This window comes from Pararoseomonas sp. SCSIO 73927 (assembly GCF_037040815.1).
Taxonomy (GTDB): Bacteria; Pseudomonadota; Alphaproteobacteria; order Acetobacterales; family Acetobacteraceae; genus Roseomonas.
This window is the reverse complement of the sequence record NZ_CP146232.1, coordinates 509,246-530,603: the sequence shown is the minus strand read 5'-3', so window position 1 is coordinate 530,603 and position 21,358 is coordinate 509,246. Positions and strand designations below refer to the sequence as shown.

At 72.7% G+C, this 21,358-nt stretch carries 19 protein-coding genes; 14 read left to right on the top strand and 5 right to left on the bottom strand.

Going from position 1 to position 21,358, the window contains the following annotated elements:
- Positions 1-34: 34 nt before the first annotated feature.
- Both VQH23_RS02545 and VQH23_RS02540 read right to left on the bottom strand, forming a co-directional pair.
- Complete coding sequence (locus VQH23_RS02545) at positions 35-997, bottom strand: tripartite tricarboxylate transporter substrate-binding protein (protein ID WP_338664048.1); 963 nt, start codon at positions 995-997, stop codon at positions 35-37.
- A gap of 162 nt (positions 998-1,159) precedes the next feature.
- A complete protein-coding gene (locus VQH23_RS02540) occupies positions 1,160-2,002 on the bottom strand; it encodes a DUF1206 domain-containing protein (protein WP_338664047.1) in 843 nt (280 codons plus the stop codon).
- Positions 2,003-2,242: 240 nt separating this feature from the next.
- Here VQH23_RS02540 and VQH23_RS02535 point away from each other — a divergent pair, with 240 nt between their 5' ends.
- On the top strand, positions 2,243-3,124 hold the full coding sequence (locus VQH23_RS02535; protein ID WP_338664046.1) for a lipid kinase: 882 nt from the start codon (positions 2,243-2,245) through the stop codon (positions 3,122-3,124).
- On the opposite strand, the gene VQH23_RS02530 is transcribed toward VQH23_RS02535, so the two are convergent.
- Together VQH23_RS02530 and VQH23_RS02525 are read right to left on the bottom strand one after the other, a co-directional pair.
- Complete coding sequence (locus VQH23_RS02530; protein ID WP_338664045.1) at positions 3,090-3,854, bottom strand: phosphatase PAP2 family protein; 765 nt, start codon at positions 3,852-3,854, stop codon at positions 3,090-3,092. The two genes, VQH23_RS02535 and VQH23_RS02530, sit on opposite strands and share 35 nt — an antisense overlap.
- Positions 3,855-3,968: 114 nt before the next feature.
- A complete protein-coding gene (locus VQH23_RS02525) occupies positions 3,969-4,976 on the bottom strand; it encodes an aspartate-semialdehyde dehydrogenase (RefSeq protein ID WP_338664044.1) in 1,008 nt (335 codons plus the stop codon).
- A 210-nt stretch (positions 4,977-5,186) separates the two neighbouring features.
- Here VQH23_RS02525 and VQH23_RS02520 point away from each other — a divergent pair, with 210 nt between their 5' ends.
- Positions 5,187-6,818, top strand: a complete 1,632-nt coding sequence (locus VQH23_RS02520) for a lysine--tRNA ligase (RefSeq protein WP_338664043.1) — start codon at positions 5,187-5,189, stop codon at positions 6,816-6,818.
- Positions 6,815-8,746: a lysylphosphatidylglycerol synthase domain-containing protein gene (locus tag VQH23_RS02515; RefSeq protein ID WP_338664042.1), complete on the top strand. Its 1,932-nt coding sequence runs from the start codon at positions 6,815-6,817 to the stop codon at positions 8,744-8,746. The genes VQH23_RS02520 and VQH23_RS02515 overlap by 4 nt, the downstream gene beginning before the upstream one ends.
- Before the next feature lie 50 nt (positions 8,747-8,796).
- Here the strand turns inward: VQH23_RS02515 and VQH23_RS02510 are convergent, their stop codons facing one another.
- Positions 8,797-9,432, bottom strand: a complete 636-nt coding sequence (locus VQH23_RS02510; protein WP_338664041.1) for a helix-turn-helix transcriptional regulator — start codon at positions 9,430-9,432, stop codon at positions 8,797-8,799.
- A gap of 188 nt (positions 9,433-9,620) precedes the next feature.
- Here VQH23_RS02510 and VQH23_RS02505 point away from each other — a divergent pair, with 188 nt between their 5' ends.
- The 11 genes from VQH23_RS02505 (at position 9,621) to terL (ending at position 21,354) form a co-directional block, all read left to right on the top strand.
- A complete protein-coding gene (locus VQH23_RS02505) occupies positions 9,621-9,992 on the top strand; it encodes a hypothetical protein (protein ID WP_338664040.1) in 372 nt (123 codons plus the stop codon).
- Positions 9,993-9,997: 5 nt separating this feature from the next.
- Positions 9,998-10,543, top strand: coding sequence for a hypothetical protein (locus VQH23_RS02500; protein WP_338664039.1), 546 nt, complete (start codon positions 9,998-10,000; stop codon positions 10,541-10,543).
- Positions 10,544-10,735: 192 nt separating this feature from the next.
- Positions 10,736-12,154 carry a portal protein gene (locus VQH23_RS02495; RefSeq protein ID WP_338664038.1) on the top strand — a complete coding sequence of 473 codons (1,419 nt, stop codon included), beginning with the start codon at positions 10,736-10,738 and terminating at the stop codon, positions 12,152-12,154.
- Positions 12,151-12,909 carry a capsid assembly protein gene (locus VQH23_RS02490; RefSeq protein WP_338664037.1) on the top strand — a complete coding sequence of 253 codons (759 nt, stop codon included), beginning with the start codon at positions 12,151-12,153 and terminating at the stop codon, positions 12,907-12,909. The genes VQH23_RS02495 and VQH23_RS02490 overlap by 4 nt, the downstream gene beginning before the upstream one ends.
- Before the next feature lie 451 nt (positions 12,910-13,360).
- Complete coding sequence (locus VQH23_RS02485) at positions 13,361-14,194, top strand: phage capsid protein (RefSeq protein WP_338664036.1); 834 nt, start codon at positions 13,361-13,363, stop codon at positions 14,192-14,194.
- A 216-nt stretch (positions 14,195-14,410) separates the two neighbouring features.
- Positions 14,411-14,977: a hypothetical protein gene (locus tag VQH23_RS02480; protein WP_338664035.1), complete on the top strand. Its 567-nt coding sequence runs from the start codon at positions 14,411-14,413 to the stop codon at positions 14,975-14,977.
- A 5-nt stretch (positions 14,978-14,982) separates the two neighbouring features.
- The gene (locus VQH23_RS02475; protein ID WP_338664034.1) at positions 14,983-16,863 is read left to right on the top strand and encodes a hypothetical protein; all 1,881 of its coding nucleotides are present in this window, start codon (positions 14,983-14,985) and stop codon (positions 16,861-16,863) included.
- Positions 16,863-17,303, top strand: coding sequence for a hypothetical protein (locus VQH23_RS02470; protein ID WP_338664033.1), 441 nt, complete (start codon positions 16,863-16,865; stop codon positions 17,301-17,303). Before VQH23_RS02475 ends, VQH23_RS02470 begins: the two co-directional genes overlap by 1 nt.
- Before the next feature lie 37 nt (positions 17,304-17,340).
- Entirely contained in the window at positions 17,341-19,623 is a 2,283-nt protein-coding gene (locus tag VQH23_RS02465) for a glycosyl hydrolase family 28-related protein (RefSeq protein WP_338664032.1), read from the top strand.
- The gene (locus VQH23_RS02460) at positions 19,620-19,925 is read left to right on the top strand and encodes a hypothetical protein (RefSeq protein ID WP_338664030.1); all 306 of its coding nucleotides are present in this window, start codon (positions 19,620-19,622) and stop codon (positions 19,923-19,925) included. Before VQH23_RS02465 ends, VQH23_RS02460 begins: the two co-directional genes overlap by 4 nt.
- Positions 19,909-21,354 (top strand): phage terminase large subunit, encoded by a 1,446-nt coding sequence (terL, locus tag VQH23_RS02455; protein WP_338664029.1) that lies wholly within the window; start codon positions 19,909-19,911, stop codon positions 21,352-21,354. The genes VQH23_RS02460 and terL overlap by 17 nt, the downstream gene beginning before the upstream one ends.
- Positions 21,355-21,358 lie beyond the last annotated feature (4 nt).

Here is a 21,358-nt window from a genome sequence, read left to right as displayed (position 1 = left end):
GGAGGAGGGGGCGGGCTTCGGCGATGGGCGGTGGCTACTCGAGGCGGATGTTCGCCTCGCGGATCACGTCGCCCCAGCGGCGGGTGTCGTTCACCAGGGCGTCGCGCAGCATGGCGGCGTCGCCGCTGACGAGCTCCACGCCCTGGTCGGCCATGCGGGCGCGGAGCGCCGCGTCCTCGGTCGCGGTGCGGAGGGCGGCGGCGGCGCGGGCGATGACCGGGGCGGGGGTGCCGGCGGGGGCGAAGAGGCCTTGCCAGAAGAAGACCTCGAAGCCCGGCAGGGTCTGTGCGACGGGCGGGAGCTCCGGGTAGCCGGCGATGGGGGCGCTGGCCGTGACGGCGAGGCCGCGGGTGCCGCCGTCGGAGAGGGTGGTCTTGGCCTCCTGGATGGCCTGGAACACGGCGTGGACGCGGCCCTGGCGCAGGTCCAGCGCGGCGGGGGCGCCGCCGCGATAGGGGACGTGGACGATGTCGATCCCGGCGCGGGAGCGGAAGAGTTCCAGGCAGAGGTGGCTGACGGAGCCGGTGCCGGGGGAGCCGAAGAGGACCTTGCCGGGGTTCGCCTTGCAGTGGGCGATGAGTTCCGCGACGTTCCGGGCGGGGACGGAGGGGTGGACGTGGAGGATGAAGGGGGTGCGGAACACGGTCCCGATCGCGTCCAGTTCCCGCGCCGGGTCCTTCGGCGTCAGGTTGGGCTGGAGGGTCTGGTTGATGGCGAGGGTGGTGGTGCCCATGACCAGGGTGTGACCGTCCGGCCGGGCGCGGGCGCCGTAGGTGGCGGCAACGGAGGTGGCGGCACCCGGGCGGTTCTCGACCACGACGGGGACCCCGAGGGCGCGCGACATGGGCTCGGCCACCGCGCGGGAGGCGAGGTCGGTGACGCCGCCGGGCGGGTAGCCCTCGACGAGGGTGATGGCGCGGTCGGGGTAGGGGGCTTGCGCGCGGGCGGTGAGGGCGGGCAGCGCGAGGGCGCTGCCGAGGAGAAGGCGGCGGTGCATCGTGGACGTTCCCTGATCGTTTTGTTGTGATCAGGGTGTCCTGCGCCGGGCCAGGGGGGAAGGGACGGTTGCGGGGATTCGGCCGCAAGCTGTCCCAGGAAGCAACCTGGGACAGTTAAGCGGGGACCGCGAGCCGCCGGGCCGATGGCCGAGCCTGTTCTATCAGCGCCTCAGTGCGCCTTTCGCGATCTCCGCCTCCGTCGGGGTCGCGATGTGGCGGTACCGTGCCTCGGCAAACTCGAACGCTCCGAAGGCGGCGAGGCCGAGGGCAACGATGGCGTAGGCGGCCTGGCCCAGGGGCTGTTCCTGCAGGGCGAGCAGGGCGCCGCCGAGGCCGCGCGCCTCGCCGGCGTCGGACTGCCAGGCCGCGAGCAGCAGGAAGGCGGCGATGATCAGGAACACGACGGACCGGGCCGCGTAGCCGGCCCGGCCGAGGGGGATGACCCAGTTGGCGATGCCGGGGCCGCAGGCGAGGTGCTTGCGGAAGGAGGCGGTCCAGGCCTTCGCGGCCATGGCGATCCCTGTCCCGAGCACGGCCAGCGCGACGGCCCCGGTGAGCCAGCGGCCGAAGGGCTGCCGGAGGAGCCAGCGCGTCCAGTCGCGGGCGGCCTGTTCCTCCTCGCCGCCAGCGGCGGAGCCGGTGAGGAGGCTGACGGCGAAGATCCCAAGGCTGACGTAGATCGCGGCGGAGACGAGCTGGCCGGCGCGGGCGACGAGGGCTGAGGGGGAGCGGCCCCGGCGGTCCGCGTCCAGGACGGATTGCAGGAGGCGCCAGAGGGCGAAGCCGAAAAGGCCGAGCGCCACCACCGCGAGCAGCGCGCTGCCCCAGGCCTGGGATAACAGCGCCTCCAGGGCGCCCCGCGAGCCCGCGACCTCTTCGCCCGTGTCCCGCCCGAAGGCGGCGAGGAGCGCCAGGAGCCCGATAAGGAGGTTCACGAGCCCTCTCGCCGCGTAACCGAGGCGGGCGAGGAGCTCGAGGCGGTTGCTGTTGGAAGAAATCATCATGTCCGGTCCGCGCCGAGGGGCCGGCAAGGAACGTTGTGGCGGGGCCGGTGGTTCGGCTTGGTGTCATCCCGGCCTTGTCCGGGGAGGCGGGAAAAGGGGTGCCGTGGTGTTGAATTCTGTCGGAGGTGCTCCCCGCGCGGGGTGGCCCTTGTTCGGGAACCGGCCGAAAGGTGGCCAGACCGGATGAGCGGCGGTGTTGAAGCCGGGGCCCTCAGCGGGCCGTTGGCCGGGGATCGGCCGGTGCGGCGTGCCCTGTTCGTGGCCAATGAGAAGAGCCGCCGGGGCCCGGAGGGGGCCGATGCGGCGGCCGCCGCGCTGGAGCGCGGCGGGATCCGGTTGGTGCGCGAGCCCTGCACCGATGCCGAGGGGCTTCGCGCGGCTATCCGCCGGATGGCGGGGTCTGTGGACATGGTGGTGCTGGGTGGCGGTGACGGAACGATGAACTCCGCCGCGCCGGCGCTGATCGAGACGGGGCTGCCGCTGGGCCTTCTCCCGCTGGGCACCGCGAACGACCTGGCGCGGACGCTTGGGATCCCGCTGGAGCTTGAGGAGGCGGTGCGGGTGGTGATCGAGGGCGTGCCGCGCCGGATCGACCTGGGGGAGGTCAACGGCCATCCCTTCTTCAACGTGGCCAGCGTCGGGCTGAGCGTGGCGGTGACGCGTGAGCTGACGGGGGAGGTGAAGCGGCGCTGGGGGCGGCTGGGCTACGCCCTGGCGACCTGCCGGGCGCTGTGGAAGATGCGGCCCTTCCGCGCCGTGATCCAGCACGACGGCGAGGCGCACCGGGTGCGGACGCTGCAGGTGGCGGTGGGGAACGGGCGCTTCTACGGCGGCGGGATGACGATCGACGAGGCGGCGGCGATCGATGACGGCCGGCTCAACCTCTACAGCCTGGAGTTCGAGGGAGTCTGGAAGCTGGCGATGATCTACCCGGCCTTCCGGTCCGGCCGGCACGGGCTGTGGCAGGAGGTTCGGACGGCGAGCTCCCAGGAGATCGAGATCCGGACGCGGCGCCCGCGGCCGGTGAACACGGATGGCGAGCTGACGACGCGGACGCCGGCGCGGTTCCGGGTGCTGCCGGGCGCGGTCAGTGTTCTGGTGCCGCCTCCCGGCGGGCTATGACGGAGGTATCGGCTCTCTGCCGCGCTCGGCGGCGGGCGCGCTGGATGGAGAGCAGGACGAGCCAGCACAGCAGCGCCCAGGCGGCGCCCACCGCCCAGCCGGCCAGGACGTCCGTGGGCCAGTGGACGCCGAGGTAGACGCGGCTCAGCCCGATGATGACGGTGAGGAGCACGGCCACGGTCAGGAGATAGATCTTGACCCGCCAGGCCGCCTGCACCCGGGCGAGGAGGGCGCCGAGGGTGAGGTAGACGATGGCGGAGAGCATGGCGTGCGCGCTGGGGAAGCTCTGCGTGTAGACGGCCGTGCCGTGCGGGACGAGGTCAGGGCGCGGGCGGTCGAAGCCCCATTTCAGGGCATGGGCCACCAGCGTGCCGGTGATGAGGGAGGCCGCGATCATGGCGGCGGCCCGGCGCTTCCCCGTGAGGACCAGGAAGCCGGTGATGGAGAGGGAGAGGAGGGCGAGCACGAGGTTGCCGCCGAGGGCGGTAAGGTCGCGCATCATCTCCTCCAGCCAGCGCGGGCCGATCGGGTCGGAGGGGTCGGCGGGGTTGCGGAGCGCCAGGAGGACGGCGCGGTCGAAGGCGTTGGTGTCGCCGTCGGTCACCTCGGCGGCGAGGTTGACGAAAGCGAAGAGGGAGGCGGCCGTGAGGGCGATGGCCACGAGGGTCCAGCGCTCCATGCGCGTGACCCGCTCCGGGATTGCCAGGAGCCAGGCCTTCCGTCCCGTCACGATCGCGAAGCTCCCATCCGTGGCTGCGGCCTTCCGGCAGGGAGGGGTAACGCGCGCGGCGGGGTTTTGGTCGGGCGGGGGAGGGCGGGGAGGGAGACCCTCCCCGCCCGTCTCTCAGGCGGCCACCGCCACCGGCAGGGCCTCGGCGATCTGGACCGCGTTCAGGGCGGCGCCCTTCAGCAGCTGGTCGCCGACGACGAAGAAGTCGATGCCGTGGTCGCCGAAGACGAGGCTCTGGCGGATGCGGCCGGCCTCGACGTCGTCCTGGCCGCTGGCGGTCAGCGGCATCGGGTAGGCGGCGTTCTCCACGTCGTCCACCAGCTTTACGCCGGGAGCGGAGGCGAGGACGGCGCGGGCGGCCTCCGGGGTGATGGGCTTCACCGTCTCGATCGTCACGGCCTCCGCGTGGGCGCGCAGGGTGGGCACGCGGACGGCGGTGCAGGAGACCAGGAGGTCCGGCAGGCCCATGATCTTCCGGGTCTCCCAGGTGACCTTCATCTCCTCCCGCGTGTAGCCGTTGGGCTGGAAGCTATCGATGTGCGGGATGAGGTTCATCGGCAGCGGGTGGCGGAACACGCTGTTCTTCGCCGTGCCGCCGTTGAGGAGGACCTCCTTCAGCCCCGCCTCCAGCTCCTCCATGCCCTCGGCGCCCGCGCCAGAGGCGGCCTGGTAGGTGGAGACGATGACGCGCTTCACGCCGAAGGCGGCGTGCAGGGGGGCGAGGGCCACGGCCAGGATGGCGGTGGTGCAGTTCGGGTTGGCGATGAGGCGGGCGCCCTTCGCGGCCCCGGCGTTCACCTCGGGCACGACCAGGGGGACATCCTCGTCCAGGCGGAAGGCGGAGGAGTTGTCCACCACCAGGGCGCCGGCGGCCACCAGCTCCTTCGCGTGGGCCTTGGACCAGTCGCCGGAGACGGCGAGCAGGGCCAGGTCCAGGCGCGGCGGGCTGGCGGGGTCGTAGACCTCGATCGTTTTCTCGCCGAAGGGGGTGGGAATTCGGGTGCCGGCGCTGCGGGTGGAGGCGAAGAGGCGCAGCTCGGTCACCGGGTAGCCGCGGTCGCCCAGGACCTGCACCAGTTCCTTGCCGACCGCGCCCGTCGCTCCGAAAACCCCAACGCGCATGACCTTATCTTCCCTCGAGGCGTTGTTGCCGCGGCGGGCCGTTCCGGGCCCACCCGTGCCGGTGTGGCACGGGGCTTATACAGGCGGTGGGGGGCGATGCGAGGCGCTTGTTCCGGGAACCAGACCCGCCCTGTCGCGGAATCGCCTCATTTCCCGGCGGCGTGCCTCTCCGTTGACCCGGCCGGGGCGCGGGGGCATGTGGGCCGGGCGATGGAACGCCCTCCTGCCGACCCCTCCCTCCGCGACGTGCGCGCCTGGCCTTTCGAGGAGGCGGCGAAGGTGGCCGACCGGGCCACGGTGAAAGCCAAGGGGACGGCGCTGTTCGAGACGGGGTACGGGCCCTCCGGGCTGCCGCATATCGGCACCTTCGGGGAGGTGGCGCGCACGACCTGGGTGCGGCGGGCCTTCGAGCGGCTGACGGGGATGCCCTCCCGGCTGGTGGCCTTCTCGGACGACATGGACGCGCTGCGGAAGGTGCCGGACAACGTCCCGAATCCGGAGCTGCTGCGGGCCAACCTGGGAAAGCCGGTCTCCCGCATTCCCGACCCGTTCGGGACCCATGAGAGCTACGGGGCGCACAACAACGCGCGGCTGCGGGCCTTCCTGGAGGCCTTCGGGTTCGAGTTCGAGTTCGCCTCCTCGACCGAGTACTACGCGTCCGGCCGCTTCGACGAGGCGCTGCTGCGGATGCTGGCGGTGCACGAGGAGGTGCGGGGGGTGATCCTGCCGACGCTGGGGCCGGACCGGCGGGCGACCTACTCCCCATTCCTGCCGATCCATCCCAGGACCGGGCTGGTGATGCAGGTGCCGGTCGAGGAGGCGCGGGTGGCGGACGGCACGATCGTCTGGCGGGACCCGGAGACGGGGGAGCGGTTCGAGACGCCGGTGACGGGGGGCCATGTGAAGGCCCAGTGGAAGGCGGACTGGGCGCTGCGCTGGTACGCGCTGGGCGTCGACTACGAGATGTCCGGCAAGGACCTGATCGACAGCGTGAAGCTTTCCTCCGCCATCTGCCGGGTGCTGGGCGGGGAGCCGCCGGTGGGCTTCACCTACGAGCTGTTCCTGGACGCCGAGGGGCAGAAGATCAGCAAGAGCAAGGGCAACGGGCTGACGATCGACGAGTGGCTGCGCTACGCGCCGCCCGAGAGCCTGTCCCAGTTCATGTACGGGCAGCCCGGGCGGGCGAAGCGGCTGCACTTCGACGTCATCCCGCGCGCCACGGACGAGTACCTGGCGAATGTGGAGAAGCTGCGGGCGGCCCATGATCCGGCGAACCCGGCCTGGCATATCCATGGCGGGGCGCTGCCGAACGGGGCGGGAAGCCCGATCACCTTCACCCTGCTGCTGAACCTGGCGGTGGCGGCGAATGCCGAGACGCCGGAGATGCTGTGGGGCTACCTGCGGCGGCACGCGCCGGAGGCGACGCCCGACACCTCGCCGATGCTGGCGACCCTGGTGGAGCGGGCGAGCGCCTACTACCGGGACGTGGTGAAGCCGACGAAGCGGTTCCGGGCGGCGACGGAGGCGGAGCGGGAGGCGCTGCTGCACCTTGCCGCGCTGCTGCGGGAGAACGCGGGGCGGATCGAGGCGCTGCCGGCCGCGGAGCGGCCCGGGGCCATCCAGGACCTGGTCTATGACGCGGGGCGGCGGGAGCCCTTCCTGCAGCCGGGCAAGGATCCGTCCCGGCCGGGGGTTTCCAGGGCCTGGTTCGCGGCAATCTACCAGGTGCTGCTTGGGCAGGAGGAGGGGCCGCGCTTCGGCGGCTTCGTCGCGCTCTACGGCATCCCCGAGACGGTGGCCCTGATCGAGGGCACCCTGAACAAGGACGTGGCCGCCGCATGAGCTGGGCGCTGATCCGCAAGCACGGGCCGACCGTCTTCGGCCTGGCCCTGCTCGTGGGGGCGCTCTACGTCGTGCAGAAGGAGTTCCGGAGCCTCTCCGTCGCCGATGTCGGGCGGGCGCTGGAGGGAACCTCGCCGGCCAAGCTCTGGATCGCGGGCGGCTGGACGCTGATCGCCTACGCCGTGCTCACCGTCTACGACCGGCTGGGGTCGGTCTATGCGGGGAAGCCGATCTCCTACCTGCGGACGTCCCTGGCATCGTTCTGCGCCTACACGCTGGCGCACAACCTGGGCTTCGCCGCCGTGTCCGGCGCGGCGGTGCGGTACCGGTTCTACGCGGCCTGGGGGCTGACGCCGGTCGAGATCGCGAAGGTGATCGCCTTCACCTCCCTCACCTTCGGGCTGGGGGGCTTTGCACTGGGCGGGCTGGTGCTGGTGCTGGAACCTTCCGTGCTGCCCTGGGTGGGGGAGGGGGAGGCGGTGCCGGCCTGGGTGGCGCAGGCGGTGGGCGTGCTGATGTGGTGCATCGTCGCCGTCTATCTCGTGCTCTCCCGCTTCCTGCCGCACTTCACGGTCTTCAAGCACCGGATCGACCTGCCGGGGTTCCGCATGGCGCTGGCGCAGGTGGCGCTGGCGAGCGTGGACGTGGCGGTGACGGCGGCGATCTTCTACGCGCTGCTGCCGGACGCGCCGGGGCTGACCTACTGGCGGTTCCTGGGCATCTACATCGCGGCCTACACGGCGGGGCTGGCTGCGAGCGTGCCGGGCGGCCTCGGCGTGTTCGACGGCTTCATCCTGCTGAGCCTGGAGCCCTACCTGCCGTCCGCCCAGGTGGTGGGGGCGGTGCTGCTGTTCCGGCTATTCTACTACATCGTGCCGCTCTTCATCGCGGGCGGGCTCTTCGCGGCCTTCGAGCTGAACCAGCGCCGGCCTTCCGGGGCGCGGCTGCAGACGGAGGCGCGGGTGACGGGGGCGCTGGAGGTGCCCGTGCTGGCCGGGCTGACGGGGCTGGGGGGCGTGGTGCTGCTGTTCGTGGGCGCGCTGCCGGCGCGGGCGACGGACTTCGCCAGCTGGGGCGGGGAGTGGGCGGCGCTGGCGAGCCAGTTCGCGGCCTCCATCGTCGGGTCCCTGCTGCTCGTGGTCTCCTACGGCATGCTGCGGCGGCTGCGGATCGCCTGGTGGGCAGGGCTGTTCCTGCTGGCCAACGGGGTCTGGATCCTGCTGGTCCGGGGCGATCCCTGGTGGGTGGCGGCGGGTTATCTCGGCACGGGTCTGTTCCTGGCGGCGATGCGGCACGCCTTCTACCGGGACGCGCGGCTGACGGGGGAGCCGCTGACGGCCTCGCGCGTGTTCTCTCTGGCCGCGGGGGTGATCTGCGGGCTGACGCTGGCGACGGTGGCCTATCACGGGCGCTTCTCCACCGCGGCCTGGTGGGAGGTGGTGGTAGAATCCGGGACGCCGGCGCCGCTGCGCTTCGCCGTGCTGGCGGTGGTGGCGCTGCTGCTCTTCGCCTGCTTCCGCCTGCTGCGCCCGGCGCGGATCCGGACAGAGGATTACGACGAATCCTCCCAGGCCCGGCTCTCGGCACTGGGGGCGGCCCTGCCGGATCACGCGGACGGCGTGATCTTCGCCGATGGCGACCGGGCGGGCTTCCCGTTCCGCAAGCTGGATGGGGTGTGGGTGGCGGAGGGCGATCCGTCGGGGATGCCGGAGGCGCGGATCAACGCCATTTGGCGCTTCCGCGACCTGTGCGACGCAGCCGGGGTGGCGCCCGCCTTCGCCGGGGTGGGGCAGGGCATGCTGCGCGCCTACGAGCAGGCAGGGATGGCGCCGGTGACGATGCCGGACGGGCGGGTGATGGTGCTCTCCGGCGAGCAGGACCCGAAGAAGGTGCTGCGGCTGCTGGCCGAGGGCGCGGCGGGGGACTGAGGGCCGCCCGCCGGCCGGCTGCCTATCGGCTGGCTCCTATTGGCTCGCCCCTACTGGCTCGCCCAGACGATGCGGTGCATCCAGGTCAGCTCCTCCAGCCCGAAGCTGTAGTTCGGGTGGGCGGGGTTGAGACTGGCGAGCTCCACGCGGCGGGCGGATTGGCGGAGCAGCTCCTTCGCCATCACCTCGCCGCCCTTGGTGCGGACCACCACGCGGTCGCCGCGGCGGACGGGGGCGGAGGGGGAGACAATGATGATGTCGCCGTCCCGGAAGACCGGCTCCATCGAGTCGCCGCTGATCTCCAGGGCGTAGGCATTGGGGTCGCCGACCTCCGGCAGGCTGATCTCGTCCCAGCCGCCGCCGACGGGGTAGCCGCCATCGTCGAAATAGCCGGAGCTGCCGGCCTGGGCGAGGCCGATCAGGGGGATGCGGCGGCTCGGGCGGGCGGCGGCGCGGAGATTGCCGGTGATGAGGCTGGCGAAGGCGTCCATGCCCGAGCCGGTGGCGGCGAGGACCTTCGCCACGCTCTCCGTGGAGGGCCAGCGGGCGCGGCCGTCCGGGCCGATACGCTTGGAGGGGTTGAAGGCTGTGGGATCGAGACCCGCCTTGCGGGCGAGGCCGGAGGCGGAGAGGCCGTTCTCCGCCGCCAGCGCGTCGATCGCGCGCCAGATGTCGCTGTGCTGCATGCCCGGCATCTTATAGGTGAGGAATCTGTGGGCAACAGGAATTCGATCATAGAATCGGCTTGACGTTCACATCGGCGTGGGTTGATGTTCATGTTGTGTTCACAACCGATAGGGATCAGCCCCCGATGACCCGTCCTTCTGCCGGCGCGCTGCGCGCCACGCCTTCCACCGCCCCAGGCCAGGATAGGATGCAGCCCTTCGTCAGCGCGGAGGAGGCCTGGTTCTGGACCATGGCCGCCCTCGTCGCCCGGCGCGACGGCGCACGGATCGTGTCCGGCCGCGGGTTGGTGACGCGGCCCTGCGAGCCGGACGACGTGGTGAAGTGCCTGGACCGGCTGTACCGCCAGCGGCGGATCGACCTTGCCCATGCCCGCATCATGCGGATCTGGGGGGAGCGCGGCACGGCCCCCGATCCGGCCGCCCTGCGGGAGCGCGGCGACCACCGGCTGTGGCGCGAGGCGATGGAGCGGCTGGACTGGCCGCTGCGGCTGAAGGGGATCGTGGCGGGGCCGGCGCCGCGCGGGGCCGAGGGCGGCGTGGTGGCCTTTCCGGTGCCCTGAAGCCCATGATTCAGGCGCTGATCGTGGTGGCGCCCGATCTGCTCGCCACCCCGGGAGACCGGGGCGGCGATCGCCGTTCGGGGGCCGGGCGTGCTGGGGTTGACGCGATGGGGGCGGGGCATCGCCGCGCGGCCGATTCGCGGCCGCAGGCGCTGTGGATCGCTTTCGGCGGCGGGGCGGACCAGGGCTGGGCGCGGCTGCTGCGCCGGGGCTTTCGGCACTGCTTCGCGGGGCTGCGGGACGATTCGGGATGGACGGTGCTGGACCCTCTCTCGGGGCGGCTGCTGGTGACGCGGCTCGGGGTCGAGCCGGCCTTCGACCTACCGGGCTTCTGGCAGCGGGCCGGGTGCCGGGTGCTCGGACCCTTCGTGCCGGGGGCACCGGCGCGGGGCATGCCCGGCGTGGTGCCGCTCTCCTGCGTCTCGCTGTGCCGGGCGCTGCTGGGGCCCGCGGCGCCCTTCGCCGTGACCCCTTACGGGCTTTTCCGGGGACTGGAGAAACTTTCCCATCGTAAGGAAAATGTTCTTTACGGTGGTGAGGCGCCCGGTTAGAACACCCCTGACAACGGGCAAGCTGTGCCCGGTGGCTTCCTCCCCGATCTCCTGAAGCGTCTCAGGCCCGGCCCGGTCCCCTCCGGCGCCGGGCCTGTCCCTTTTCGGGCCGGGGTTCTCAATCAGAGGAGCAGGCCGGCGAATGGGCGAGAGCACCCTCTTTCCGCGGCGTCCCGAGAGGGGGATCGCGGCATGACGCCCGACGAGATCATCGCGCGCGCCGGGCGCGCCCTGGAGCGGCGGCGCCCGTGGGAGAGCGTGTGGCGGGACTGCTACGACCATGTCCTCTCCACCACCCCGGGCTCGGGCGGGCCGGCGCTGTACGACGGGACGGCGGCGGACGCGGCGGAAGGACTGGCGGCCTCCCTGCTGGCGGAGCTGACGCCGCCCTGGTCGCGCTGGTTCGGGCTGGCGCCCGTGGACGAGGCCGCCGATCCGGGGGTGCTGGAGCGGGCGGCGGAGGTGCTGCAGGGGCATCTGGACCGGTCCAACTTCGCCCTCGAAATGCACCAGGCCTTCCTGGACCTGGTGGTTGCCGGGACGGGGGTGGTGCTGGTGGAGGAGGCCCCGCCGGGCGAGCCCTCCGCCCTGCGCTTCACCGCGGTGCCGCTGCGGGAGGCGGTGCTGGAGGAGGGGGCGACGGGGCGGCTGGACACGGTGTTCCGGCTGGTGCGGATGACGGCGGACGCGATGGCGGCGCGCTACCCGGAGGCGAGCCTGCCGGCCGGGATCTTCGGGTCGGACGACCCGGAGGCGACGCACCCCGTGATCGAGGCGGTGTGGCCCGGGCGGTCCGGGCCGCGCTTCGCGGCGGTGCTGGAGCGGGATGGCAACGGGACTCTGCTGGCGAGCGGGCGGTTCGAGGAGAGCCCTTTCCTGGCCTTCCGCTGGATGAAGGCGCCCGGCGAGACCTACGGCCGCGGCCCCGTGATGAAGGCGCTGCCGGACATCCGCACGGCGAACAAGGTGGTGGAGCTGGTGCTGAAGAACGCCTCCATCGCCGCCACGGGGATCTGGCAGGCCGATGACGACGGGGTGCTGAACCCGGCGACGGTGCGGCTGGAGCCGGGGAGCATCATCCCCAAGGCGGTGGGGTCGGCCGGGCTGACGCCGCTGGCGGCGCCAGGGTCCTTCGACGTGTCGCAGCTTGTGCTGGCGGACATGCGGGCGCGGATCCGTTCCGCCCTGCTGGCGGACCGGCTCTCTGTGCCGCAGCGGCCGGGGATGACGGCGACGGAGGTGCTGGAGCGGAGCGCGGAGACGGCGCGGCTGCTGGGCGCGACCTATGGCCGGCTGCAGGCGGAGCTGCTGACGCCGCTGGTGGCGCGCTGCCTCTCCATCCTCAGGCGGCGCGGGGAGGTGCCGCCGATCCCTCTGGACGGGGGAGAGGCGCGGATCGCCTACCAGTCGCCGCTGGCGCGGGTGCAGGGGCGTGCGGATGCGTCCAACACCCTGCTGTTCCTCCAGGCCGTGGCGGCGCTGGGGCCGGGGGCGGCGGGGGTCGTGGACCTGCCCGCGGCGGCCCGTCACCTAGCCCGCACCCTTTCTGCCCCGGGCGCCATCCTGGTGCCCGCGCCCACCAAGATGCCCAATCAGGAGAAGGCCGCATGAGCGAGAACCTGCTGGAGGCCGAGCCGAAGCACGAGGACGGGCCTGACGAGACGAGGGCGCAGCCCGAGCGGGCCGAGCGGCCGGAGGAGGTGCCGGAGAAGTTCTGGGACGCCGAGCGCGGCGCGCTGCGGACGGAGGCGCTGCTGAAGTCGTACCGCGAGCTGGAGAAGAAGCTCTCCGCCCGCTTCTCGCCGCCGGCCGAGGACGCGCCGGAGGACGAGCGGCAGCGCTTCCGCCGGGCGATCGGCGTGCCGGAGACCGCCGAGGAGTACGTGGTGGAGCAGCGGCACGAGCTGGTGGGGGCCGACCCCGAGGTGAACGCCATGCTGCACCGTGCAGGCTTCACCCCGGCGCAGGTGCAGGTGGTGTACGACCTGGCGGCGGAGCGGCTGCTGCCGATCGTGGCGGAGGCGGCCGGCCAGTTCGAGGCGGAGCGCCAGCGGGACCGGCTGCGGGCCGAGTTCGGCGGGGAGGAGCGGTACCGGCGCACGGCGAGGCAGATCGCGGCCTGGGGGCGTGCCAACCTGCCGGAGGAGGTGGTCTCCGCGCTCTCCACCACGGCGGACGGGGTGATCGCGCTGCACCGCATGATGGAGAAGGGCGAGCCCGGCCTGGCACGCCGCGGCGCGGCGCCGGAACCGATGGACGAGGCGGCGCTGCGGAAGATGATGCGCGACCCCCGCTACTGGCGGAGCCGCGAGCCGGACTTCGTGAGGAAGGTGACGGAGGGCTTCCGGAGGCTCACGGGAGGGTGATGCAAAACCCTCAACCTGATCTTCAGGTTTTCTGCGTAAGCTACTGAAACCGGAATCGGGAAGCGGCGTTTTCCCGATACCTCCATGCGACGGGCAGTCACCGACTGCATCCCCCCAAGGGTGGCTCCCGTCCGCGCCGGTCCCGCATCCCCCCTCGTGCGGGCCGGCTACGGGGGCGGGTGGCACCCTACTTCCCCCTGGTGCCGCCCGCCCCCGTCCTATTTCCCGAAAGGGCCCCCTTCGCACGGCGGAGCGGGGCCCTTCTCGTTTTCTCCCTTTCCGGCGCGATCAACCCGCCCGGCCCCTGGACCCCGTCCACGGGCCGCGGCGGGCGCGCGCCGTTCCGAGCGCCGCCCGGCCCCGGTTCGCCCCCGGTTCGCCCCGTGGATTCACCGTGCCAACCGGTCGGCCGCCTCCATCGTGCCCCAAACCCATTTCGAAGGAGGACCGCGTGTCCGCCACGATCGACCAGGCTTTCGTGAAGCAGTTTCAGGCCGAGGTGCACGAGGCCTATCAGCGCCAGGGCAGCAAGCTGCGCCCGACCGTGCGCTCCAAGACCGGCATTGCCGGTGCCTCCACCGTCTTCCCCCGCGTCGGGAAGGGCACGGCGGCGGCGAAGGCGCGCAACGGCGTGGTGCCCGTGATGAACCTCGACTACTCCGCGGTGGAGTGCTTCCTGCAGGACTACTACGCCGGCGAGTGGGTGGATAAGCTGGACGAGATCAAGTCCAGCGTGGACGAGCGCGCCGTGGTGGCCAATGCCGGCGCCTACGCGCTGGGGCGCAAGACGGACGAGCTGATCATCGCCGCCCTCGACACCGCGACGCAGGAGGCGGTGGGCACCGCGGCCGGCACGACCGACACGGACGGGCTGACGAAGCAGAAGGTGCTGCTGGCCTTCGAGGCGCTGGGCGCCGCCGACGTGCCGGACGACGGCAACCGTTACGCCGTGGTGGGCTGGAAGCAGTGGAGCCAGCTGCTGCAGATCGAGGAGTTCGCCAATTCCGACTACATCGGCGACGCTGACCTTCCCTGGAAGGGCATGCAGGCGAAGCGCTGGCTCGGCGCGCTGTGGATGCCGCATTCCGGCCTGACGAGGAGCGGCAACCTGCGCTTCTGCTACTTCTACCACCGCACGGCGATTGGCCACGCCGTGGCGCAGGACGTGATGACCGACATCACCTGGCACGGCGACCGCGCTGCGCACTTCGTGAACAACATGATGAGCCAGGGCGCAGTGCTGATCGATGGCGCCGGTGTCGTGCGGATGCGCGCCGCGGAGTAGTCGCCTGCCCGGGGCCGCGCGGCGATGCCGCGCGGCCCCCTCCTTCTCCCGAGACGACGAGCGCGCCGCGGCCCCGGCCGGTGCGCGTGGCGCGTGAGGCCGGCGCACGGTGACTCGCGCCTGTTCCGCGCACGCCGTGGCGCGACGTTCGCGGCCGCTCCGGCGCCGGCCCCCGCGCAAGCCCTTCCGACAACCTCTTCTGGAGGCACCGAACCGATGGCGCTGTCCGCCCTCGCCCTCTGCTCGCGCGCGCTGCTCAAGGTCGGCGCGCAGCCCATCGCCTCCCTAGAGGAGGGGACGGCCGAGGCGGAGGTCTCGGCCAACCTCTACCCGGGCACGCGGGACGCGCTGCTCTCCTGTCATCCCTGGTCCTTCGCGACGGGGCAGATGGAGCTGAACCGGCTGGATGCGGTGCCGGTGGCCGACTTCTCCAACGCCTTCCAGCTGCCGGCGGGGCTGCTGCGCGTGATCTCCGCGGGCAGCGGGCGCGGGCGGGGCATCGCCTACCGGATCAACGAGGGGCGGCTGCACGCCGATCCCTACCGCGTAACGCTGACCTACGTGTTCCGCCCGGCCGAAGCGGAGTTCCCGCCCTTCTTCGCTGCGGCCCTCGTCGCGCGGCTGGCGGCGGAGTTCTGCCTGCCGCTGACGGAGAGCACATCGCGCGCGGATATGCTGCACCGGATCGCGGAGACGGAGCTGCGCCAGGCGCGGCTGGCGGACAGCCAGCAGGCGACGCCGCGGGCCATCGAGAGCTTCCCTCTTATCGGCGTGCGGGGCTGATCGCGATGCCCGTCATCAAGCGCGCCAAGACGGCCTTCACGGCCGGGGAGCTGGCGCCGGAACTGCTTGGGCGCGGCGACGTGCCGGCCTGGGGCAACGGGGCGGCGAGGCTCCGCAACATCTTCATCCAGCCCACCGGCGGCGTGCAGCGCCGGCCGGGGCTGCGACACATCGCGACCCTGCCGGGCCGCGCGCGGCTGGTGCCGTTCGAGGTGAGCACGGAGCAGACCCACCTGCTCGCGCTGCGCGAGGGTGCGGTGCGCGTGTTCCAGGGCGACACCTCGGTGGTCGAGCTGGGCGGACCCTGGACGGAGGCGATGCTGCCGCAGATCGCGTTCACGCAGAACGCTGAGATGCTGCTGCTTTTGCACCGGGACATGCGGCCGCAGATCATCGCCCGCGCGCCGTCCGGCGAGTGGTCGGTGCGGCCAATGGCCTTCGGCGCGGAGCCGTTCCACCGCTTCGCGCCGGCCGGGGTGACGCTGACGCCGAGCGCAACGACGGGGAGCGTGACGATCACCGCCTCCGCCGCCGTGTTCGAGGCCGGGCATGTGGGGGTGCGGCTGCGCCTGGCGGGGCGGCGGGTGCTCGTCACGGGCCGCACCTCGCCCACGGCGGTCACGGCGACGGTGCAGGACACGCTGCCCGGCACGGACGCGATCGCGGAGTGGGACGAGAGCGCCTTCGGGGCGGTGCGCGGCTGGCCCACCAGCGCCTGCTTCCACCAGGGGCGGCTGGTGCTGGGCGGTGCGCGGAGCCTGCCGAACTGGCTGTGGTTCTCCCGCACCGCCGATCCGTTCAACTTCGATCTCGGGGAAGGATTGGACGACCAGGCGATCGCCTTCGGGCTGGTGTCGGATCAGCTGAACGCCGTGCGCGCGGTCTTCGCGGGGCGGCACCTGCAGGTTTTCACCTCGGGCGCGGAATGGATGGTGACGGGCGATCCGCTCACCCCCGCCTCGATCCAGGTGACGCGGCAGACCCGCGTGGGGTCGCCCGCTGACCGCAGCGTGCCGCCCCTCGACGTCGATGGATCCACCGTTTTCGTCGGGCGCTCCGGGCGGGCGGTGCACGAGTTCTCCTACACCGACCTGCAGCAGGCCTATCAGGCGGACGACCTGGCGCTGGCGGCGCGGCACCTGATCGTCTCGCCCGTCGCCATGGCCTACGATTCCCGGCGGCGCCTGCTGCACCTGGCGGTGGCGGATGGCGGGCTGGCGACGCTGACGATCTACCGGGCCGAGGGCGTCACGGGCTGGACGCGGCAGGAGACGGACGGCGCCTTCCGCTCGCTGGCGGAGATCGAGGGCACGGTCTACGCGGTGGTGGAGCGCGCCGGCGGCTTCCGGCTGGAGCGCTTCGACGACGCGCTGGCGCTGGACGCGGCGAGCTCCCCCACCGGCAACGCCGCCGGCACGGTCTGGTCCGGGCTGGGGCACCTGGAGGGACGACGTGTCGCGGTGGTGGCCGATGGCGCGCCGCGCGATCCCGCGACGGTGATAGGCGGGGCGATTTCGGTCGATCCCGCCGCCCGCAGCGTGCAGGCGGGGCTTCCCTTCACCCATGTGGTGGAGCCGATGCCGCCGGAGACGGCCTCCGCCGCCGGGGCGCGGATGGGGCCGGTGCGGCTGGTCGCCGTCACCTTCCGGCTGCTGGGAACGGGCGCGCTGGCCGTGGATACCGGCCGCGGCGTGCGGCCCGTGCCCTTCCGGCGGCTGGACGGGCCGCTGCTGGACGCACCGCCGGCCGCCTTCACGGGCGACGTGACTCTGCGGGCCTTCGGCTGGCGGCGGGACGGCCTCGCGCCGCTCTGGCGCATCGAGGATTCGGCGCCGCTGCCCTTCACCCTTCTTTCCGTGACCACCGAGACGAGGACGACCGACTGATGGCACAGCTTGCCCCCGTGGTGACGCTCGCCGCCACCGGCGCCTCCATCTACTCGCAGATGGAGGCGGCGAAGCGGCAGAAGAAGAACGCGCAGATCCAGCAGGCGAACGCGCAGGTGCAGCAGCAGGCGCAGGAGGAGGTGCTGGCCGCGCAGGCCGCGCAGAACTCCGTGGAGCGGCAGCGCGCGCTGGACCGCACCATCGCCTCCTCCCGCGCGCGGCTGGCGGCGGGCGGGGTGAGCCCGAACGAGGGGTCCGGCGCCGCCATGGCGGCCGGGCTGCGGGCCGCGGCGGCGGAGGCGCAGGGCGCGGACGACACGGTCTACGCCGCGCGGCTCTCGGCCAATCGCCGATCGCTGCTGGATGGGGACACCTCGCTGAACAACTGGGTTCGCGCGGGGCAGGGCCTCGGCCGCGTCGTGAAGAGCCTGCTGGACTGACAACCCCACGCCCACGCGGCGGAACCGGAGAATCCTAATGGCCGAGCACATCCGCATCGGCGACATCGCGCCGCGCGTGCAGTACGTGGCCGATGGCGCGCAGACCGCCTTCGTCTATCCCTTTCCCGTCTTCGGCGCCGCGGATCTCGCGGTGCACGTCGATGGCCTCTCCATCGGCGCCGGCTACGCCGTCTCCGGCGCCGGGAACTCAGAGGGGGGCCTCGTCACCTTCGCCGTGGCGCCGGCGGCCGGCGCCAGGGTGGTGCTGCGGCGCCACCTCAGGATGGAGCGGGTGACGGACTACCAGCCCAATGGCGTGCTGCGGGCGAGCACGCTGAACGACGAGCTGGACCGGCAGATGGCCGCGCTGCAGGAGGTGCGGGAGGAGGCGACCGGTACGGTCCGGCAGGGGCCTGGCGAGGCCGGCGGGCGGTTCGTGCTGCCGCAGCGCGGGGCCCGCGCCAACCGGCTGCTGGGCTTCGACAGCCTCGGCGACATCGCCACCTTCTCCCGCGGCGAGGCGACGCTCTCCGCACCCTTCCCCGGCGCGATCCCGCGCACGGTGGAGGACAAGCTCTCCGAGCGGCTCTCCGCGCGCGATTTCGGCGCGACGGGGGACGGGGTGACGGATGACGGGCCGGCGCTGCAGGCGGCGATGAACGCGGCCGCGGCTTCCGGCAAGTTCCTCGATATCGGGGAGGGGACCTATCGCACCACGCTCCCGCTGACGCTTCCCGGCGCCGCGGCGGGTCTCTCCATGCGCGGCGCCATCCTCTACGCCGGCGCGGGTGGGGAGGCGGCGCTGACTCTGGGCGACGGCGGCAACGTGCGGAACCGCACGAAGATGTATCTCGGCCTGCGCGTGCTGCGCGCCGGCCTCTCCTCCTGGGAGGATGAGCGGGACATCGGCATCCTCATCCGCAACCAGGATTCCGGGCTGATCGAGGTCCGCCAGGCCGAGATGTTCACCATCGGCGTGCAGACCCTGGGCGTGGAGCGCGGCTTCGAGGACACCGTGCTCCATCTCGGCCGCATCGTGGACAACCGCTACGGGCTGGACGTGCGTACGGCGAGCGCGGCGGCCTGGAACACCTCGGTGCGCTACTATGGCGGGCACTTCGCGCACTCCCTGGCCACCTATCCGGACAAGGACCGCTACGGCGTCCGTCTCTCCGCCGCGCCGGGGGCCTATGTCGCGCATAACCGCCACGTCTTCGACGGGCCGGCCTTCGAGCTGCAGACGCGGGACCGGCCGATCGACGGCATCCCCTTCCTGATGGAGGTGAACTCCCGCGCCGTGGTGGCCCGCAACGTCCGGATGGAGGGCTGCGACGCCTACGTCGCCCGCCACACCGCCGGGGCACAGGATCACCTCTACGAGGTGGCCTGGGCCAGCCAGGCCTACGGGGTGGACATCGACTACGCGGCGACCGCGACGCGCGTGGGGAGCGTGGTGCGCTGCTTCCACCAGGCGGCGGCGCACCGGGAGGCCACCCGCACGCTGGCGGAGGTGCCGAACCTGCGCGCGGCGGCCATCCGCTGGAGCGCGACGGAGACGGGCTTCGAGAGGCTGGCCTGCCTTTCCACCAATGTCAGCAACGCGCCGACGGTCCTGCCGCAATTCGCCTTCCCGTCGCTCGAGGGCTACGTGCTGACGGATCGCGGCGTGATCCTGCCGGGCGGGCGCGGCCTCGGCTTCGTGGTCGATGCGCGCAAGTGCAAGGAGTTCGCGCTGGCGGTGGACGCCGACGACCCGCGCATGGTCATCCAGTGCTTCGGCGCGGGGGGCGCGCTGCTCACCGCGGCGGACGGAGCGATGGTGCGGGCCTCCGGCATGTCGCTCACCTACGTGGAGGGGCCGCGGTGGTGGCAGGGCAACGCGGACAGCAACGACGCGAACCTGACGCGGCTGCAGGTGATCCGCCTGGCGCCGCAGGTGCAGGCGGCGATCATCGGCGTGGCGCGCGTGGGGACCGACTACGAGGTGCGGAGCATGCGCCTGGCCTGCGATCCCTCGCAGAGCCCGGCCGTGCTCTACGGCACGCCGGAGCTGCCGCACGGGGCGCGGGACCTGAAGGCGGAGGCGCCGTGGGACCCGCCTTCCATCGCCGCCGGCGCCTCGGCCTCGCTCAACGTGCCCTGCACGGGGGTGCGGCCGGGCGACTTCGTCCAGGCGGCCTTCAGCCTCTCCACCTCCGGCGTCATGTTCCTCGCCCAGGTGGGGGCGCAGGACGTGATCACCGTCACGGCCTGGAACCGCAGCGGCGCGGCGATCGACCTGAACCCCGGCACGGTGCGCGTGCGGGCGGTGAAGACGTGAGCCCCCTGACGCCGGAGGAGCTGCGCCGCGCCATCCGCAAGGTGGTGGCGGATTACGAGGCCTTCGTCGCGCGCGGGCCGGCCCCCGGCACGCACGAGGACCCGAAGGCCTTCACCGCCCACCACGCGGCGGCGCGCTCCGCCCTCGCGCATCTCGAGCACCTGATGAAGCTCGACAAGGGGCAGGTGGAGACGGACGCGGTGGCCGAGGCGGGCGCGCTGATCGCGGAGGCCCGCCGCTCCATCCAACTGGCGGAACAGGAAGAAGGCGAGGAGACACCGGAGGATGACGACGCCGCCTGAAGGGCTCCAGCCCGACTTCCTGGAATTCCTCTACGCCTGGAACCTGCGCGCCGGGGTGAACACCCCCGGCGTGCACCGCCGCATGGCGCGCTGGCTGATGGCGCGCCAGGCGGGGGAGGACCGGCGCCTGCTGCTGATGGCGTTCCGCGGCTGCGGCAAGTCCACCCTGGTGGGGCTTTGGTGCGCGTGGCGCCTCTCCGTCCAGCCGGAACTGCGGGTTCTCGTGCTCGCCGCCGATCACACGCTGGCGGCGCGCATGGTGGCGACGGTGCGGAAGATCATTGAGCGCCACCCGCTCTGCCGCCACCTGTTAGGCGGCGGCGGGATGTGGGCGACGGACCGCTTCACGGTGCGCCGCCCCGGCGCGATCCGCGAACCGTCGATGCTCGCCCAGGGCATCGGCGGCAACGTGACGGGCGCGCGGGCGGAGCTGATCGTCTGCGACGACGTGGAGGTGGCGGGGAACTGCGACACGCCGGGGAAGCGCGAGGAGCTGCGCGAGCGCCTCTCCGAGTGCGAGTTCATCCTGACGCCGGGCGGCACCATTCTCTTCGTCGGCACGCCGCACTGCGCGGAGAGCCTCTACGCGCCGGCGGAGACGGAGGGCGCCTACCTCGCCACCTACCGGCGGCTGCGCATTCCCGTCATGAACACGGGCGGCCGCAGCGCCTGGCCGGAGCGCTTCCCGCGCGAGACCATCCGCGCCCTGCAGGACCGCGTGGGGCCGTTACAGTTCCGGCGGCAGATGATGCTGGAATGCGCCTCTTCCGGCGCCGCGCGGCTCGATCCCGCGCTCCTCGTCCGCTACGGCGAGGAGCCGGACTACCGCGAGGCGAACGGGCGGCCGGTCCTCTCCCTCCTCGGCCGCCGCCTCGTCTCCGGCGGCGGGTATTGGGACCCGGCCTACGGGCGGGAAGGCAAGGGGGATTCCAGCGTCCTCGCCGCCACCTTCTGCGACGGGGAGGGGAACCACTACCTGCACCGCTTGGCCTACATCACCCAGGACCCGGAGGCGCAGCCCGATCCCGCCACGCAGCAGTGCCGCCGCGTGGCGCAGATCGCGAAGGACCTGCTGCTGCCGGTGGTGCGGGTGGAGACGAACGGTATTGGCAAGTTCCTGCCGCCGCTTCTGCGGCAGGAGATGGCCCGCGCCGGCGCCGCCTGCACCGTGACGGAGCACCACAGCAGCAAGGCGAAGCACGAGCGCATCCTCGGCGCGTTGGACCCGGTGATGGCCGCGCGCCGCCTGCACGCGCACGAGGCGGTGTTCCGCACCGCCTTCCCGCGGGAGATGATGGAGTGGAAGCCCGGCGCGGCGGGCGTGCGGGACGATGCGCTGGACGCGGTGGCGGGCTGCCTGCTGGCCGAGCCGGTGCGGATGGCCGGACTACCCCCGGCGCCGCGCGGGGCGTCCTGGCGGGGCGCCTGAACGC